The sequence below is a fragment of the Edaphobacter dinghuensis genome, assembly GCF_014640335.1.
GTDB classification, from domain to species: Bacteria; Acidobacteriota; Terriglobia; order Terriglobales; family Acidobacteriaceae; genus Edaphobacter; species Edaphobacter dinghuensis.
The window spans coordinates 60,358-76,826 of sequence record NZ_BMGT01000005.1 but is presented as its reverse complement, the minus strand read 5'-3'; the positions used below and the strand labels follow the sequence as shown (position 1 = coordinate 76,826).

Genomic DNA, 16,469 nt, shown 5'->3' with positions numbered 1-16,469 from the left:
TGAGATCGGTGTGTGATGCCGGTCGATTATCTGACGCCGTTCGCCGGGTTCCACGAGCCTTGCTCTTTGCGGACATAGATGATCTGACCGATGTGATAGGCGTTGTGCGTGCTGATGTTAGCGATGGTCGGCGCCCAGGCTTCGAGCTTCTTCTCGTCAGCGGATTCGACGGCCTTCTCCCATGCGGTGAGCACCTCGTCTAATTGCCGAACCGTGGTTGCCCATTGTTTTGCGTCGAAGGCGTTGAAGGTCTCGTCATTATTGCTGCTGAACTTTGCCAGCGGCTTGCCCTCGAACTTCTCCAGGTTGCGCGTGTCCCAGAAGACGAGATGGGTTGCTAATTGTCCGACGGAGTGATTGCCTTTGCCGTCGGTCCATTTGGCCTGCTCTGCCGTTAAGCCAGCTACAGCGACGTTTGCAGGGACAAACCACTCTTCCTGGTTATGCGTGGTTTGAAGCTGATGGAGAAGAATGCTTCGCAGGGTGGGCGCGGTCTTTGTGGGGGTCTGCGCGGACGCCTGAAACGGTAACGAGAAGAGAAGGAGAAAGAGAAGCGGCTTCATGGGATGAGCCTCCGCGTTCCTGTGGAAATAATCCGAAGAACGCCTCAAAGTTTACTAAACAGGCGGGTTCTCGGGAGCGAAAAATAAATCTGATATTCCTACTTGCCAGTGCATGGGTTCGGCGCTACTATAGTTAGCGGTAACGCGAACCACGGATTTTTCGCGCCGAAGGGAAGATCTCCTATGGCAGCAACGACAGCAGTTTCTACCGACGCCCCGCTGAAGGACATGGATGAGTGGGATGACTTTTTAACCGGGCGCTATAAAGAAGGCAAGAGCGAAGACGATTTTCGCCAGTATGACGAGCATGCGACTCCCGGTGTCGCTGAGTTCTATCGTCTGAACCATCAGCACCAGAGCTTCGACTATGTGATGGCGAAGGAGAAGGAGTACTTCGGCCTGAACAAGGGCGAGAAGAGCATCTGGGAGGCTGCGGAGTTTCTGAATACGCTGGTCGATGATAGCGATCCCGATACGGACCTGACCCAGATTGAGCATCTGCTGCAGACGTCAGAGGCGATTCGCAAGGACGGGCATCCGCGCTGGTTTGTGCTGACCGGATTTATTCATGATCTGGGCAAGGTGCTGTGCCTGTGGGGCGAGCCGCAGTGGGGCGTGGTGGGCGATACGTTCCCGGTAGGCTGCGCTTACTCCGACCAGATTGTGTTTCCGCAGTACTTCAAGGCGAACCCGGATTTCAACAACCCTCTGTATCAGACGAAGTACGGCATCTACGAGCCGAACTGCGGGCTGAGCAACGTGCATATGTCGTTTGGGCACGACGGCTATATCGGCGAGGTGATGAAGAATTACATGCCGGAGGAGTCGCTGTACATGCTGCGGTATCACTCGTTTTACGCGGCGCACCGGCATGGCGCGTATCGCCACCTGATGAGCGACCACGACGTGAAGATGTTCGAGTGGGTGAACAAGTTCAACGTGTATGACCTGTATTCGAAGGGGCACACGAAGCCGAATCTGAAGGAGCTGAAGCCGTACTACGACGATCTGTTCGCCGAGTTTTTCCCGGCCAAGATTGCCTGGTAGCGGACGGCCCTCCACGAATTTCACTGAGCAGCCCCGAGATTGCGAGAGCTTTTTCGGGGCTATTTTTTTTGATCTTTGCAAGGCGCAAGCCGGATTGGAAGAGGCGATGTCGAAGCGTTTGATTGGCGGTACGGCTGGTTTGAAGGGGCGGAACATCTTCATCTCTCCGAGCAACAGCTCGATGCGGGAGATGAGCTACGGGCGGATTCGTCTGGATGCGAGCAATAGCCGCGTGAGCTTTACCAACGATGGTCAGGAGACGGGGCTGGTCTGCCTGAGCGGTGCGGCGACGGTCACGGTTGGGGAGGAGCGCTTTGAGTTGCAGGCTAAGGACGCTCTTTATGTTTCCAAGGGATTGCCGATGACGGTCGAGACTGCTTCTGAGGTTGACCTGGTGGAGTGCTCTGCGGTGGTGGAGGATGAGTACCCGGTGCAGTTTGTCCCTTATGCCAGCGTGAAGGCGAACGAGAAGCTGCATTTTGTCGCGGGCAATGAGAGCTCGAAGCGCGAGATCAACATTATGCTCGGCACCAATGTGCAGGCGGGGCGGCTGGTGGTGGGGGTGACGAGCTCGCTGCCGGGCAACTGGACGAGCTGGCCTCCGCATGAGCATGCGGCGATGCTGGAGGAGATCTATGTCTTCTTCGACATGCCGGAGCCTGCGTTCGGGCTGCAACTCGTGTACACGGACGAGATCTCTGCCGCCGAGGTGGAGGTGGTGCGCGACGGGGATGCGGTGTTGTTGCCGGAGGGATATCACCCGAATGTAGCCATTCCCGGTAGCGAGCTGAACTTTGTGTGGATGATGGCAGCGCATCGCGAGGTGGTGGATCGTCAGTGGGGCGTGGTGACGGTGGATGCTCGATTTGCCTAATTTAAGATAGGCATCTGGTGAGCCGTGGCCGGGGGCAACGCATGTTTATAGCGGCGTCATTGGCTGTTTACCTCATATTCACGAAAAAACAGCATGATGGGAGCTATGCGCTTCTGCGCCGATTTTTCGGTCGGTTCAGTTTTCGCTAAATAAGTTCATTTTTCTGTTTAAGTTATTTGTTTTTAGCGTTTTATATCCATTTACCAGAAATTTACGTTATCGGTTCCGTTAGCGAATTTTTATTGACAGCCGTTTCTTCGCTTGCGTAATGTCCGTTGCGGTTGAACAAGGCAGCACGTTGTGAAGCGTAAACGCGGAAATGATGCCGCGGCGCCGGTAGCACTTTTTATTGAAGTTCATTTTTTTCCGAGAAGGCAGGACAGATGATGCAACACATAGGAATGGCAGGACCGAGTGGTTCGGGAAGAGGATCGGCTGGAAGATGGTCGGCGACGCAAACATGGGGATGGCTGAGGTTGGCGCTGGCCATCCTGCTGCTATTGCCCGCGCTTCAGTGCTATGGGCAGTTTGAGTCGGCTTCAGTGCTCGGTTACGTCAGGGACACCACGAGCGCAGCGATACCGAACAGTAAGGTGACGCTGACGAACGTTGCGACCGGCATTCAGCAGACGGCGACGACGGATGCTGAGGGGCGTTATGAGTTTTCGAGCGTGCAGATCGGATCGTACAAGGTTGTTGCCGAGGCGCAGGGCTTTGAGGGAGCGCAGACGCAGGCCTTTACCGTGACGACGAATGCTCGTCAGCGCGTGGACATGACGCTGAAGGCGGGATCGGTTGCCGAGACGGTGACGGTATCGGCGGCGCCGACGGCGCTTGAGACGGAGACCAGCTCTCGCGGCCAGGTGATTGGGACGCGCGAGGTGGAGAACTTGCCGCTCAATGGCCGGTCGTATGCCGACCTTGTTCTGCTGGCTCCGGGCGTGCGTAAGTCCGCCCTTGAGAATCAGACGGCATCGAGCCGCGAGGGTTCGTTCAATGTGAACGGCCAGCGTTCTGCCTTCAACAACTTTCTTCTTGATGGTTTGGACAACAATAACTACGGCACATCGAACCAGGGCTTCGCGAACGAGAATATTCCGCCGTCGCCGGATGCGGTGAGCGAGTTTCGCGTGGAGACGAACAACTACTCGGCAGAGTATGGCCGCGCTTCGGGCGCTGTCATCAATGTGTCGACACGGCGCGGTAGCAACCAGTTTCATGGCAAGGGCTATGACTATCTTCGCAACACGGACCTGAACGCCATTGGGCCGTTTCAGCCAGCGGGTGGGGTGAAGCAGACCTTCATTCGCAATCAGTTTGGCGGAACGTTCGGCGGTCCGATCAAAAAGGACCACACTTTCTTCTTTGTGGATTACGAAGGTTTGCGGCAGATCTTCCGTAACCAGGTGACGACGGTTACGCTGCCGAATGCGGAGCAGCGCCAGGGTATCTTCCTGTTCCACTATAAAGATCCGTCGATTGCGCCGACGCCGATTGTGCTGCAGAACCCGATTACGGGAACGGTCTTTACCAATGGCAATGTTTCTGCGGAGGCGACTCCTTTTGCTAAGGCGGTGCTTGCTGCGCTGCCGGCGAACAATGCTACTTCTGTAACCGGCGGCGGCCCCGGCGCTGTTGCCTATGACACGATTGCCAACAACTACATTGCTTCTCCGCGTGGCACCATTCAGGATGACAAGGGAGATGCACGTGTCGACGAGACGTTCAATCAGAAGTGGAGCATGTTTGCCCGCTACAGCGAGCATCGCGGCACGATCTTCGATCCGCCGACGGTGCTGGGCCGCGCTGGTGGAAATGGCAACTCGAACGTTCACCTGCTCAATCGCCAGATCGCAGGTGGCACGACATGGGTGATTTCGCCTACGAAGCTGCTCGATATTCGTTTTGCCTACACCAAGAACGAGGGCGCAAAGACGCCTTATGGACAAGGCGATCCGTCGCTGCTGGCGGAAAACGGCATCACCAATGGCGTGCCGACCGATAAGAGCATTGTGCGTGATCTGAATGCGCAGTCGGTATCGGGCTTTACGCAGTTTGGTGCGCAGTCTTCGAGCCCTCAGTTCCAGAACCCGACGATCTACAACCCGAAGGGCAACTTTACCTGGGTTCGTGGACGGCACTCGATGAAGTTCGGCTATGAGTACCAGGCGGTCAATACTCAGGTCAATGACTTCAACCCGAGCTATGGACAGGACAACTATGCGGCGGGATATGCGGCTGTGCCGGTTTGCAACCCTGCAAAGCCGGTGACTCCTTGTGTAGCATCGAATCCGTCTGATCCGGCGCAAGGCAGCAATGCGACGGCGCAGCTCTCGCAGGCCGCGGACCTTGCTGACTTTCTCTTCGGCAATCAGTCTTCATATTCGCTGACGAACTACACCGTGGTGAACCTGCGGCAGCGGTTCAACTTTATGTATGTGCAGGACGACATCAAGGTTTCGCCAACGCTGACGGTCAATGCTGGTCTGCGGTATGAGATTGCGACTCCGCAGTGGGAGCGCGATAACAAGCTGGCGAACTTCGACCCGACGACGAACACGCTGATCCAGGCGAAGAATGGCAGCATCTATGACCGTGCGCTGGTACATGTTCCGATGAAGAACTGGGGACCGCGCTTCGGCTTTGCCTGGAGCGAGTCACCAAAGACGGTTGTTCGCGGCGGCTATGGCATCAGCTACACGCAGTACAACCGCGCCGGCGGCGAAAATAACCTGACCTATAACGGGCCGAACGTCGTCAACGCTTCGATCAATAATCCAACTCCGACTACCGCCGACCGTTGCGTCAACGACACGCAGGACCAGACGGCCTGCTTCCGTCAGATGCAACAGGGCTATGCGGTTGGACTGACGAGCCCCTCGAACTTCGATCCAAAGAAGGTGACGTCACGCTATATTCCGAAGAACTTTGAGACTGGTTATGTGCAGAGCTACTTCTTCGGATTCCAGCGCGAGCTGCCGTGGGGCATGGTGATGGACATCGCCTATGTCGGTAATAAGGGCACGCACCTTCAGGTGCTCGCCGACTACAACCAAGCGGCGCCCTGCCTCAATGCAGGAGGAGCAAACTGCGCGACGTATCAGTCGCGTCGCCCGGTACCGACGTTTGGCGATATCGAGATCGCGTACGGTGGCAACTCTTCAACCTATAACTCTTTGCAGGCCAAGCTTGAGAAGCGCGTCGGTGCGCTCTATCTGTTGAACTCGTTTACGTGGGGCCGTGCTTTTGACCTCGCTTCGGGACATCTGGAGACCAGCAACGGCGATAACTCTCGTGTGAACTTCGCCAATCCGCGCAACGACTACGGTCCGTCGGGCTATGACCAGCCGATCAACAATACGCTTTCGATTGTGTATGACCTGCCGTATGGACATGGCCGTAAGTTTGGAGCTAACTCGAACTTCCTGGTCAATGCGGTTCTTGGTGGGTGGCAGACTACTGTCATCAACACGTCGACCAGCGGCCTGCCGTTCAATCTGAACTACAACAGCTCTGCCAATAATCCGCTGTACACGTCGGACCTGGTGACTCTGCGCCCACAGTTGACTCTGCCGGGTGCGAAGATCAAGAACCCAGGTTCGAAGCAGACCAAGACGGCTACAGCATTGAAGGGTTATCTGGACGGAACGTATTTGGCAGTTCCATCTGTGGCACTGGGAAACACCAATGCGTATGGCAATATCTCGCGTAATAAGTTTCGCTCCTTTGCTTACTTCGATACAGACCTCGGTCTTCACAAGGCGTTCAACCTCTGGAGCGAAACCTCCAAGCTGGACTTCCGCGCCGAGGCCTTCAACGTACTCAACCAAGTGGACTACCAGGCTCCCGACAGCACAATCACCGATGGAGCTTTCGGCAGCATCACCAGCGCTTACCCTGCACGACAGCTACAGCTTGCGGCGAAGATCACCTTCTAGCAGGCCGGTTGTCTATGGCTGAAAATAATTCGGCACCGCTCTGGAGAGGGCGGTGCCGAACCTAACTGAAGGCATTTGTGCCTAAAGAATGGAGTAAGACTTGAAGATAGATCGCCGCGCATTTGGGATGATGGGAGCATCGGCGCTGGGTACACTTTGGACGCAGCGAGGGTGGAGTGAAGTCGCGCAGGCAGCATCTCCTTCGAGGTTTCACTTTGCGGTAGTTGCGGACCCGCACATCATCGACGAGTTTTATGTGAAGGGATCAGAGAATGGCGTGGAGGATAATGAAAGCATTCTTCACACGTCGGAGCGTCTTATCTCGGCGCGGGATCTGATCAATTCGCTTCATCCCAAGATTGAACAGGTTTTTGTGGCAGGGGATTGCTTTCATAACTATCCATCGGCAGACTACGATTTTTATTTTAAGAACAAGACGCGCATCGACAATGCGAAAGAGATCTTTGACGGCTTTCAGATGCCCGTGCACCTGGGCTTCGGCAACCATGACTATGACGTTCCGCGAGTCTCGCGCGAGATGTCGCATCGGTTGTTTGCGGAGAAGCTGAAGGCGAAGCCGTATTCTTCGGTCGACTACAAAGGTTTCCGGTTTGTGCATCTGAATAATTTTTTAGGAGCCAGATGGGACCGGAACTCGCCTCAGTTCGACAAGCGACTTGGCTCGCTTGGGGAAGAGCAGTTGAATTGGTTTGAAGCGCTTCTGAATGATCGCAGGCCTACGGTTGTTTTTATTCACTATCCGTTATGGCTAGTTGATGCAACGGAGGTCCGCGACTACGGCCTACATCCGCTGCTTCGAAAACATAGCGACACCATACAGATGGTGATTGCAGGACATTGGCATAAGTGGGTGGACTTCGCTCATACCTATGGGCCGCAGCATTATGTTACGGCGGCTACTCGCTATGATCCCAACGCTTACATGTTGTTTGAGGCGGACAGCCGCAGCCAGAAGCTGCGATGGATGAATGCGGATCTTGTGGAGTGGTCAACACACTATAGCAAGCCTTACCGGGTTGGATAGCTAATGCAGTTCGGGACAAACATGATCTTTAAAAAGACAATTCGAATCTCCTGCGCCATCGCGATATTTGTTATGGGTGGGGCGGTGCTGGCGCAACAGACAACTACTGCTCAACAAGACCAGCGCGTTCATCTGAATCAGATTCAGGTAATTGGTTCGCACAATAGCTACCATGCGGGGTTTCCGCCAAGCGCGAGGAATCTGATGGAGATGAAGAGTCCCGAGGGATTGCATGGGCTCGACTATCATCATGCTCCGCTGGCCAATCAGTTATCGGGCGGTGTGCGGCAGATAGAGATTGATGTGTACGCCGACACGAAGGGCGGTCGATATGCGCATCCTGCCATTCTGGGCATGGTAGCGAAGGCTGGATTGCCGGCGGACCCGGAGTTCGATCCACATCATGTGATGGACAAGCCGGGATTTAAGGTGCTGCACATGCAGGACATCGATGTGCGCAGCACGTGCATGACGCTGACTGCCTGTCTCACCGATGTTCGTGGCTGGTCGAAGCAGCATCCGCAGCATTTGCCGATTTTTATTTTGATTGAGACGAAGGAAGGCAGGGACCGGAATCTTCCAAATGCTGTGACGCCTGAGCCGTTTACTGCTCCTGTGTTCGATGCGTTAGATAAGGAGATTCGATCTGTCTTCGCGGCCAATGAGATGATTACACCGGATGATGTGCGCGGTAGCGCAGCGACGCTGGTGGAGGCTATTCATGCTGGGAGATGGCCTACGCTGGCGCAGGCTCGCGGTAGAGTGATCTTTTTGCTCGACCAGAGGCATGTGGAGCCGATCTACACGAAGGGGCATCCTTCGCTGCGTGGGCGGGTGCTCTTTACCAATGCAGAGCCGGGTGCTCCCGATGCGGCGTTCACGGAAGAGAATGACGGGTCGCGTGAAGAGATCGATGCGCTGGTGAAGCAGGGGTATCTGGTACGGACACGCTCTGATGAGAACACCGATCAGGCGCGCACGAACGATACGACGCGACGTGATCTCGCACTTTCGAGCGGTGCGCAGATGATCAGCACTGACTATCCCGCGTCGGAGCCTTCGCAGTGGACCAGTTATGTCGTTAAATTTCCGGATGGCCTTGTCGCGAGATGTAATCCGGTGACGAAGCCTGTTGGTTGTGTCGATAAACTTTTGGCGCCTCCCGCCAGTGTTCGCTGACAGGAGGCTTTGCCTTATCGTTTAGAGAAGTTCAGGTAGACAGGGTTTCCGACGATGAGCAGCGCACCGCTTTGGGAGCGAATGTTGACTCGGAGCCAATGTCTTTTGCCATCGCTTTGATAGTCGAAGGTCCTTGTCTCCTCGTTCTGCTTTGCCACGGATGGATCGAGTAATGTGGTTGACTCGCCATCGAGAATGATCTCTGGGTGATCGTCTGCGAGGGCGGTCATCTTGAGTGTGAAGTGTATCTGCTCTCCTGCAGGAGATTGAATCTCGTCTCCCATGGATGCAGTGCTTGTAGCCGTTTTTGCTGTGAACTCGATGGCCCTGTCTTTTGAACCCTGGGCATCGACGAAGACGTGTCCTGCACGGATTGCATCGAGGATAGCGTTTTCGGATAAGTTTGCGGCGTAGATGACGGTTGTGGGATGACCGATGGCGGAATAGGTTCGCGCTTTGAGATCGGAGTCGTGATTATCGCTTCCGCCTAGCGCGGTCAGGCGGAAGCCGTTGTTGAGTTGCTGCTGCCAGAACGGGATTCCGGAGTGTGGGCCGTCAGCATCGCCGCCGTTGATTACTTCGATGGCTGTGACTCGGCTGAAGTCGGTATCGGGAACGGTCCAACCGCAGCCCATGCAGGACTCGCCGGATGGTATGCCGGGGTGATTGATGGAGAGGATGCCGTGCAGGCTTTGAACTTCATTGAGCAGGCGGTTGAAGTTTGGCACGTGCGGGCTTGTGAGCCGGAAGTCGATGAAATCGGTGGGGCCGTAGACGTTGGCGTGTCCTTGAAAGGTGGTGATCTCGCGAGCGGGGATCAGGAGCAGATGATCGAAGTATGGCTGCAACTCGCGCATGTCGTTGTACTGCGAGATGGTGTTGTGATCGCTGATGGCGATGAAGTCGAGGCCTCTTTCGGCTGCGGTCTCGACGGTCTTATAGAGAGGGCAGGGAACCTTCTTTCCGGATTGGCTGAGGCATGAGCCATCGCTGTGAGCGTCGTGCATGTGCAGATCGCCGCGAAACCACGCGGGGCCGCTACGCAGGGGAACCGAGCTGAAGGTGGAGACCTCCGGCCTGTCGCCAGCATGTGAGAAATGAATTTTGGCTTCGTACTCGGAGCGAACACCTTCCCTGATATTAGGAACTCCGAGTATCAGCTTCCATCTTCCGGGGACGATGGGGCCGGGGAGATAGGAGGGAGTAGCATCGGTTGCCGATACGGTGAAGATCGACTTGTTGCCTCCGCTCCATCCGCGAAAGCGCTCGCTGTCGAAGAGGCCGAGGTCAATGGCAGTGTGTTGTTCGCGCTCTGTATAGGAGAACTCGACGGTTACGCGAGTGACGCCCTTAGGCACTTCAAAGGGAATCTCGACGTAGCTCTGGCGGTTCGCATAGGTGATCGTTCCGTGTAGATCGAGATCGCTGGTAGATTTTTGTGCGCGGCACGTTACCGTACCGAAACTAGTAAGCAGGCACAAGAACAGGGCTATGAAGGTAGTTCGCGTTATGGGATGAGTGGAGTGCTTTAGAAGATGGGAGAGCGGTGAAGAGGAATGTTGATGCTTACACTGGTTGTCAGCATCGATGAAGGAGAACAATGTCATGGGAGCTATTATGGCAGGCATAACAGCTCAAATCCCATGAAAATAGGGGCTATTTCTTAGCTTCGAAAGATCAAGTTACATGGAGACGGGGGAATAAAATCTGCTGGCGATGATTTGAGCCTGCGGGGAGTTGGAGCCGAAGCTTCTGGTTTCGATCAGAATTTCGAAGGGCTTCAAGGTACCGTTGCCGGCGTTGGCCTTTTCGAGGATGGGCCGCATCGCTTCGTGATCGAAGAGGGTATCTTCGGCGGCCTGGGTTCCTGCCATTGTCAGACCTTCCACGATCAAGACCCAGCCGGAGTTGTTGAGGTTAGGAAGCAGTGCGATGACTGCGTAGGTCTGATGCGATGGAGCCAGCGCGTCGTTGGTATAGACCGGAAGTTCTCCCGAGGCAGGATGCTGATTGATGATGGTGGAGTCGTTCGGGTGAGGGCGATACTCAAACTCGAAGTTCATGCTCTTCTGAAAGAGCTCGACCCAGGGATTGGAGAAGCTCGATCCGAGAAGGATGGCGTTGCCGTTCTTCAGGTCGTCCATCTGAAGCTCGCGCGCGTAGCGGACAATAAAGCGGTCGGGCTTGGCTTCGGGAAGGCGGGAAAATCGGAGGACAGCATTGAGGTCGGTGACGCTGGTGTAGCGCTGCTTGTCGAGATCCGCCATATTGGCGGCGTCGGTCTGGCGGGGAAGATTGAGCGTGAGGTAATCGCGGTTAATGTATTCCGAAAGATGAACCGAGTGGCCGGTCAGGTTCTGGAACATGACGATTCCATCGTCGGAGGGGACCAGAAATGTCTGATGGGTCTTATTGAAGAGCTGTGCCCAGAGAGGATGGAGCGGATCGGGTGGAGTCTTGGGGATGCGTTGAATGAACCACCATGCGATTGCTCCAGAGACAAGCAGAACTAAGAGCGCGGCGAGAATCAGCAGCAGGCGGTAGCTGCGCTTTTCAACGATGGGAGCTGCAACCGGAGCGGCGGCAGGTGGTTGCAGCGTTGCAGAAAACTGAGGCTCGACGATCGTCGTTTCTTTGGGGATTGTTCCAGTAGCCTGTGCCGGGTTAAAGGCGGGAACGTACTTGCCAAGAGGAATGCTGAGACGCAGCTCCTCCGATCTTCCTTCTGTTTCAAAGTAATGATCGAGGCGCTGGCGAAGCTGGCGAGCGTAGTTACGGACGATGTTATCTTCGCTGGGGTTGTAGCTGGATCTTCTTCCAAAGACGTGGACGCCTATCTTATGCTCGGAGATCTCGTCCATGCGCCCGGTAAGAGCGCGTTCGCAGATATAGAGAAGGAAGCCGGAGAGGAGTGAGGATTTTGTGAAGGTCCCGCTTGCTGCAATACGTTGAGTAAGCTGCCATCGCGGATCATCTTCGAGCTGCAGATGCTGCGAGCCTGACTCCTTTGCAATGCCAGAATCAATGACTGAATCTTTGGAAGGCATCTCCGATGAGTGCGTTCGGGACGCCTGCTGATCCATTATCTTCACACGCGAAGGGTAACAAATTTCTCTTAATAAATCATTAACTCCTCAGTAATCTTTACTCTCGTTAAGAGAAAGGCATCATCTGTCGTTGTAGTTGTTCCAAGTCATTGAAAAAGAAGAACAACTCACAGGTGGTGGAAGGTGTAAACACCGGGTAAAACCCCTTACGATTCCTCCCTAAAGGTGAGAAAAAAGACCAAACGTTTGAAACGTTTTTTATTTGGCCGAAGACTCGGCTTAGAAGCGATATGTCCTTGGTCAGATCTGGTAAAACTTTCGCCATTTTGGGTTGTAAGGTCTCAGTGAGAAAAAGCGCAAAAGTCATTCAAAAGAATGATCCGTGCACGCTGCTTCGCAGCGTCTCTGCAATGTGATGATGTTCAACCCAGCAGGTAATGCTGCTGCTCGAATTGGAATAAATGCAAGATTTTTTAGGGGGTTTGTGATGTTACGCAAATATTTCAGCAAAGGTGCAATCCTGGCGCTGTGTGCTTTGTGGATTGCGATGTTCACCTCGAGCTCGCTGATGGCGCAGGTGGATACAGGTGGAGTTACAGGAACGGTAACCGATTCGACTGGCGCAGCCGTTCCTGATGCTCAGGTCACACTAACGAATCCGTCGACCGGTATCGTGCAGAGCACACGCTCTACGTCGACCGGCACTTATTCCTTTTCAGCCGTAAGGGCGGGCAACTATAACCTGAAGGGTGAGGCGCCGGGTTTTCAGATCTTCACGGCGAATGGGGTCGAGGTTCACATCCAGAACATTTTGACCATCGACCTGCACCTGTCGACGGGCGCTGTTGCCCAGCAGGTGACCGTCACTGCCGCAGCTCCTCTGCTGCAGGCGGAAAATGGAGCGGTAGGGCAGACGATTACGTCGCAGACCGTCAATGACCTTCCGCTACAGTCCAGAAACTGGGCATCGCTCTCGCAGCTTTCGGCTGGTGTTACCACGGCACCGCCGGGCAATCCCAGCGCCGATTCGGGAAGCACCTCGAGCGCTTACTTTGTTGTAGACGGTGCCAACGTCTGGCAGAACGACTTCCGTCTGAACGGTATCAATGACAACATCGAGATGTACGGAGGCTCGTACACCAACAGCAATGCGACGATTACGCCTCCACCTGATGCTATTCAGGAGTTCAAGCTGCAGAGCGTCAACTACAGCGCTGAGTTTGGACACTCCACCGGCGGCGTGGTGAATGCCACGACCAAGTCGGGCACTAACCAGTTTCATGGGGATGTGTGGGAGTATGTTCGCAACGACGTCTTCAATGCGAACCTCTTCTTTAATAAGCTCAATCATGTAGCCAGGCCGGAGTATCGCCAGAACATCTTTGGCGCCACCATTGGCGGCCCGATCGTTCGCGACAAGACCTTCTTCTTCTTTGCATACCAGGGACAGCGATATGTTACCCCCACGCCGGCCACAAGCACTGTGCCGACGACGTCGATGGTCAACAGCGGCTTCACTAACCTTCAGGACCTGATCACTTACAACACTGGTACGGGAACGGATGCTCTGGGCCGAATTATTCCGCATGGCACGGTTCTCGATCCGGCAACGACGCGTACGATCCCAGCTTCGGGTGTCGATCCGGTGACCGGTCTGCATGGAACGCCGGGCAGCTATGTGCGCGACCCGTTCTATACGGGAAGCCTTGCCGGGATGACGAACTTTACGGGCGCGACCTCGCAGCTCAACATCCTTCCGGCCAGTCGTCTTGATCCCAATGCGGTCAAGCTGCTTGGAGTCTATCCGGCGCAGAACCAGAGCGGCCTTAACAATAACTTCTTCTATGATCCGAAGACCACGCTCAATATCAGCACATACGATGTGCGCATCGACGAGAACATCAACCAGAAGAACATCGTGAACGGCACTTTTGACAGGAGCTTGTATGCCGCGGCGGTTCCTTCATCGCTGCCTGGGTTGGCGGTAGGTCAGACCGGAGGCCGTAACGACAGCCTTCCGGCCTATGCCTTTGCTGTCGGGTATACGCATATCTTTACCGAGACGCTGTCGAACGATATGCACGTCGGCATGATGCACGCGGATAAGCTGCAGCAGTCGGTCTATGGAAATACCTTTGGGATCCCCGCGCAGTATGGCATTCAGGGGATTCCCCAGGTTGCCAACAACGGCGGTCTTCCTCCGACCAGCATCAACGGACTGACCCACATCGGCGTTGGAAACTACACCCCGACGATTCAGTATGTGTACAGCATTGAAGGTGCGGACAGCGTGACTAAGGTCTATCGCAACCATGTCTTCAAGGCAGGCATACAGGTCGACGACATTGAAGGAAATATCTCTCAGCCGCCGCAAGGCAGAGGAAATATGACCTTCAGCGGCCAATACACCGATATTCCGAACAAGAACAGCAGCTTCACCGGACTTGGCGATCTTCTGCTGACTCCGATGATCTCTTCGGTTGGCGGTGTCAATAATGTTGGTGGACTGAGCACCTTCGGCGGATCGAATGTTGCCGCTACTAACGATCATCGCTGGTACACCGGTGCTTACTTCCAGGACGACTGGAAGATAACTCCGACCCTTACCCTGAACCTTGGAGTTCGTTGGGATTACTTCACGCCTTATGCAGAGGTCTCCGGAAGGCAGGCTAATTTTGTTGCGGCCGGCGGCAACGGCAACACGGGAACGTACTATATCCCGAAGCAAGGATGCAATGTGGCGCGCTCTTCCTCCTTTGATGCCCTGCTGGCAAGCAGCAACATCAAGCTGGATTGCGTCTCCGGCCTCTCACTGGGGCAGGCACAGAAGACCAACTTCGCTCCCAGAGTTGGATTTGCTTACCGCATGACGCCGACGCAGGTTCTGCGCGGCGGATACGGCATTGCCTATGGTGCGTTGGGTAACCTCGGCTACGGCGGAACGCTCGGCACGAACTATCCCTTCGTCTATACGTCCACCTTCAACAGCCCCGATAGCCAGCATCCACTCATCCCAGTTACAAATGGTTCAACAGCGACGATGGAGAACGCGTTCACGCAGATCAACATTGGCGATCCTACGGTCAACACCGGCCAGGGCTTGAATCTGTATGGGCGGCAGTACAACTTCCAGACTCCATATATTCAGTCTGTCAACCTGGCGTTCCAGAACCAGCTTACGAACCACGACTCTCTCGAGATCGGATACGTAGGCTCGATGGGACGGCACCTGGATAACCTTGGATACTTCAACTCTCCAAGCCAGTTGCTTCCTCCCAGCGCCAACGCTCAGAACTATGTGCCGTTCCCGAGCTTTGCCCGCAATGCAACGTATGAGACGACGAATGCGGCCAGCAGCTATAACGCTCTGCAGACGACCTATGAGCATCAGATGAACTCCGGTCTGAGCATTCTTGCCAATTACAGCTGGAGCAAGTGCATGACCGATCAACATACGCAGGCCTCACAGAACCAGCAGTATAGGGCTGAGTGGCTGCCGGGGTTTGGCATCAAGGGAGACTACGGTCTCTGCGATACCGATGCCACCAATGTGGTTCATGCCTCCGGGTCGTACAAACTGCCCTTCGGTCATGGCCGTGCATTCCTGGGCAACTCCAACAAGGCAACCGACCTGGCGATTGGCGGATGGGTCGTCAACATGATCTATACCTACCAGACGGGCCAGCCATTTACCGTAACGTGCCCCACGGCGACCTCTGAGTTTGGCTGCTTTGCCAACGTTGTCAAGGGAACGAACATCTATGCCGGGCCGCATAACTTCAGGCAGTGGCTGAATCCAGCGGCGTTTGCTCAACCGCCTTCAGTCACGGCGATTGGACAAGCGGATTACTCTCCTCTGGGCGGAGGCCCGCAGCAGGCTCGTGGACCTAATTACAAGAACCTCGATGCCTCGTTGTTGAAGAACTTCGCCTTTACGGAGAGAGTTGGACTGCAATTCCGTGCGGAGGCCTTCAACCTGACGAACACGACACCGTTCGGGCAGCCGGGCAGCCTTAACTTCACTGGCAGCAACTTCAGCTCGATCACAGGCGCACGCAACGGCGGCAATGCATCTCGCCGCCTGCAGCTTGCGATGAAGTTGTCGTTCTAACCTGAACTCAACTGACGTATTAATTCCAAAGGCCCATCCATTGTGGATGGGCCTTTGCTTTTACTTCCAGGCGCGAGACCACTTTGGCCCGGCGGTATCGTCGGTGCGAAGGCGAGCGTCGATGCCCGCGGTCAGCTCGATCAGTCTGCCGAAGAGCCAGATGAGATCGGAGAGCCGGTTGAGGTAAGCAATGATCGTGGGATTTACCTCGACCCCATTTTCTGCGAGGCGAACGGCGTTGCGTTCGGCGCGGCGGCAGACCGTGCGAGCGATCTCGTAGGCGGCGGACTCAGTGTGCGCTCCGGGCAAAGACCAGTCGGAGAGAATGCCTTCGGTCGCTTCGATCTGGTGGACGAGGTTGGTGAGAGCGTCGACATCCTCGAGCGAGATGACAGGAGCATTTTTCTGATTTTCTGGAGGAGTGGCCAGAGCGCCGCCGACACGGAAGAGCGTGCGTTGAATCTCTTCGGTCCAGGTGCAGATCTCTTTGTGATGGCAGATACTGCGGGCAAAGCCGAGCGTCGCATTCAACTCATCGACCGAGCCGTATGCTTCGACGCGCAGGTCTGCCTTTGAGACGCGTACACCGCCGGCTAGTCCTGTCTGTCCGCTGTCTCCGTGGGTCGTTGCTATGCTCATGGGTTGCCTCCATCGTGCTTTGCTGC

General features: G+C 55.2%; 10 protein-coding genes. 6 read left to right on the top strand and 4 right to left on the bottom strand.

Going from position 1 to position 16,469, the window contains the following annotated elements; all coding sequences use genetic code 11:
- Positions 1-26: 26 nt before the first annotated feature.
- Positions 27-563 (bottom strand): DinB family protein, encoded by a 537-nt coding sequence (locus IEW09_RS18455; protein WP_188555735.1) that lies wholly within the window; start codon positions 561-563, stop codon positions 27-29.
- A gap of 183 nt (positions 564-746) precedes the next feature.
- On the opposite strand from IEW09_RS18455, the gene IEW09_RS18450 reads away from it, so the two are divergent.
- From IEW09_RS18450 to IEW09_RS18430, 5 genes are all read left to right on the top strand, one after another.
- Positions 747-1,610 carry an inositol oxygenase family protein gene (locus IEW09_RS18450; protein WP_188555734.1) on the top strand — a complete coding sequence of 288 codons (864 nt, stop codon included), beginning with the start codon at positions 747-749 and terminating at the stop codon, positions 1,608-1,610.
- 106 nt (positions 1,611-1,716) lie between these two features.
- Complete coding sequence (locus IEW09_RS18445) at positions 1,717-2,484, top strand: 5-deoxy-glucuronate isomerase (RefSeq protein ID WP_188555733.1); 768 nt, start codon at positions 1,717-1,719, stop codon at positions 2,482-2,484.
- Between the two features lie 383 nt (positions 2,485-2,867).
- Positions 2,868-6,422: a TonB-dependent receptor gene (locus IEW09_RS18440; RefSeq protein WP_229739442.1), complete on the top strand. Its 3,555-nt coding sequence runs from the start codon at positions 2,868-2,870 to the stop codon at positions 6,420-6,422.
- A 100-nt stretch (positions 6,423-6,522) separates the two neighbouring features.
- The gene (locus tag IEW09_RS18435) at positions 6,523-7,467 is read left to right on the top strand and encodes a metallophosphoesterase family protein (protein WP_229739441.1); all 945 of its coding nucleotides are present in this window, start codon (positions 6,523-6,525) and stop codon (positions 7,465-7,467) included.
- A gap of 21 nt (positions 7,468-7,488) precedes the next feature.
- A complete protein-coding gene (locus tag IEW09_RS18430) occupies positions 7,489-8,646 on the top strand; it encodes a phosphatidylinositol-specific phospholipase C1-like protein (RefSeq protein WP_229739440.1) in 1,158 nt (385 codons plus the stop codon).
- 14 nt (positions 8,647-8,660) lie between these two features.
- Here IEW09_RS18430 and IEW09_RS18425 read toward each other — a convergent pair whose 3' ends face one another.
- Positions 8,661-10,253 (bottom strand): CehA/McbA family metallohydrolase, encoded by a 1,593-nt coding sequence (locus IEW09_RS18425; protein WP_188555732.1) that lies wholly within the window; start codon positions 10,251-10,253, stop codon positions 8,661-8,663.
- A gap of 75 nt (positions 10,254-10,328) precedes the next feature.
- The gene (locus IEW09_RS18420; RefSeq protein WP_188555731.1) at positions 10,329-11,738 is read right to left on the bottom strand and encodes a hypothetical protein; all 1,410 of its coding nucleotides are present in this window, start codon (positions 11,736-11,738) and stop codon (positions 10,329-10,331) included.
- 442 nt (positions 11,739-12,180) lie between these two features.
- On the opposite strand from IEW09_RS18420, the gene IEW09_RS18415 reads away from it, so the two are divergent.
- The gene (locus IEW09_RS18415; RefSeq protein WP_188555730.1) at positions 12,181-15,804 is read left to right on the top strand and encodes a TonB-dependent receptor; all 3,624 of its coding nucleotides are present in this window, start codon (positions 12,181-12,183) and stop codon (positions 15,802-15,804) included.
- Between the two features lie 60 nt (positions 15,805-15,864).
- On the opposite strand, the gene IEW09_RS18410 is transcribed toward IEW09_RS18415, so the two are convergent.
- Positions 15,865-16,443 (bottom strand): cob(I)yrinic acid a,c-diamide adenosyltransferase, encoded by a 579-nt coding sequence (locus IEW09_RS18410; protein WP_188555729.1) that lies wholly within the window; start codon positions 16,441-16,443, stop codon positions 15,865-15,867.
- Between the last annotated feature and the right edge of the window lie 26 nt (positions 16,444-16,469).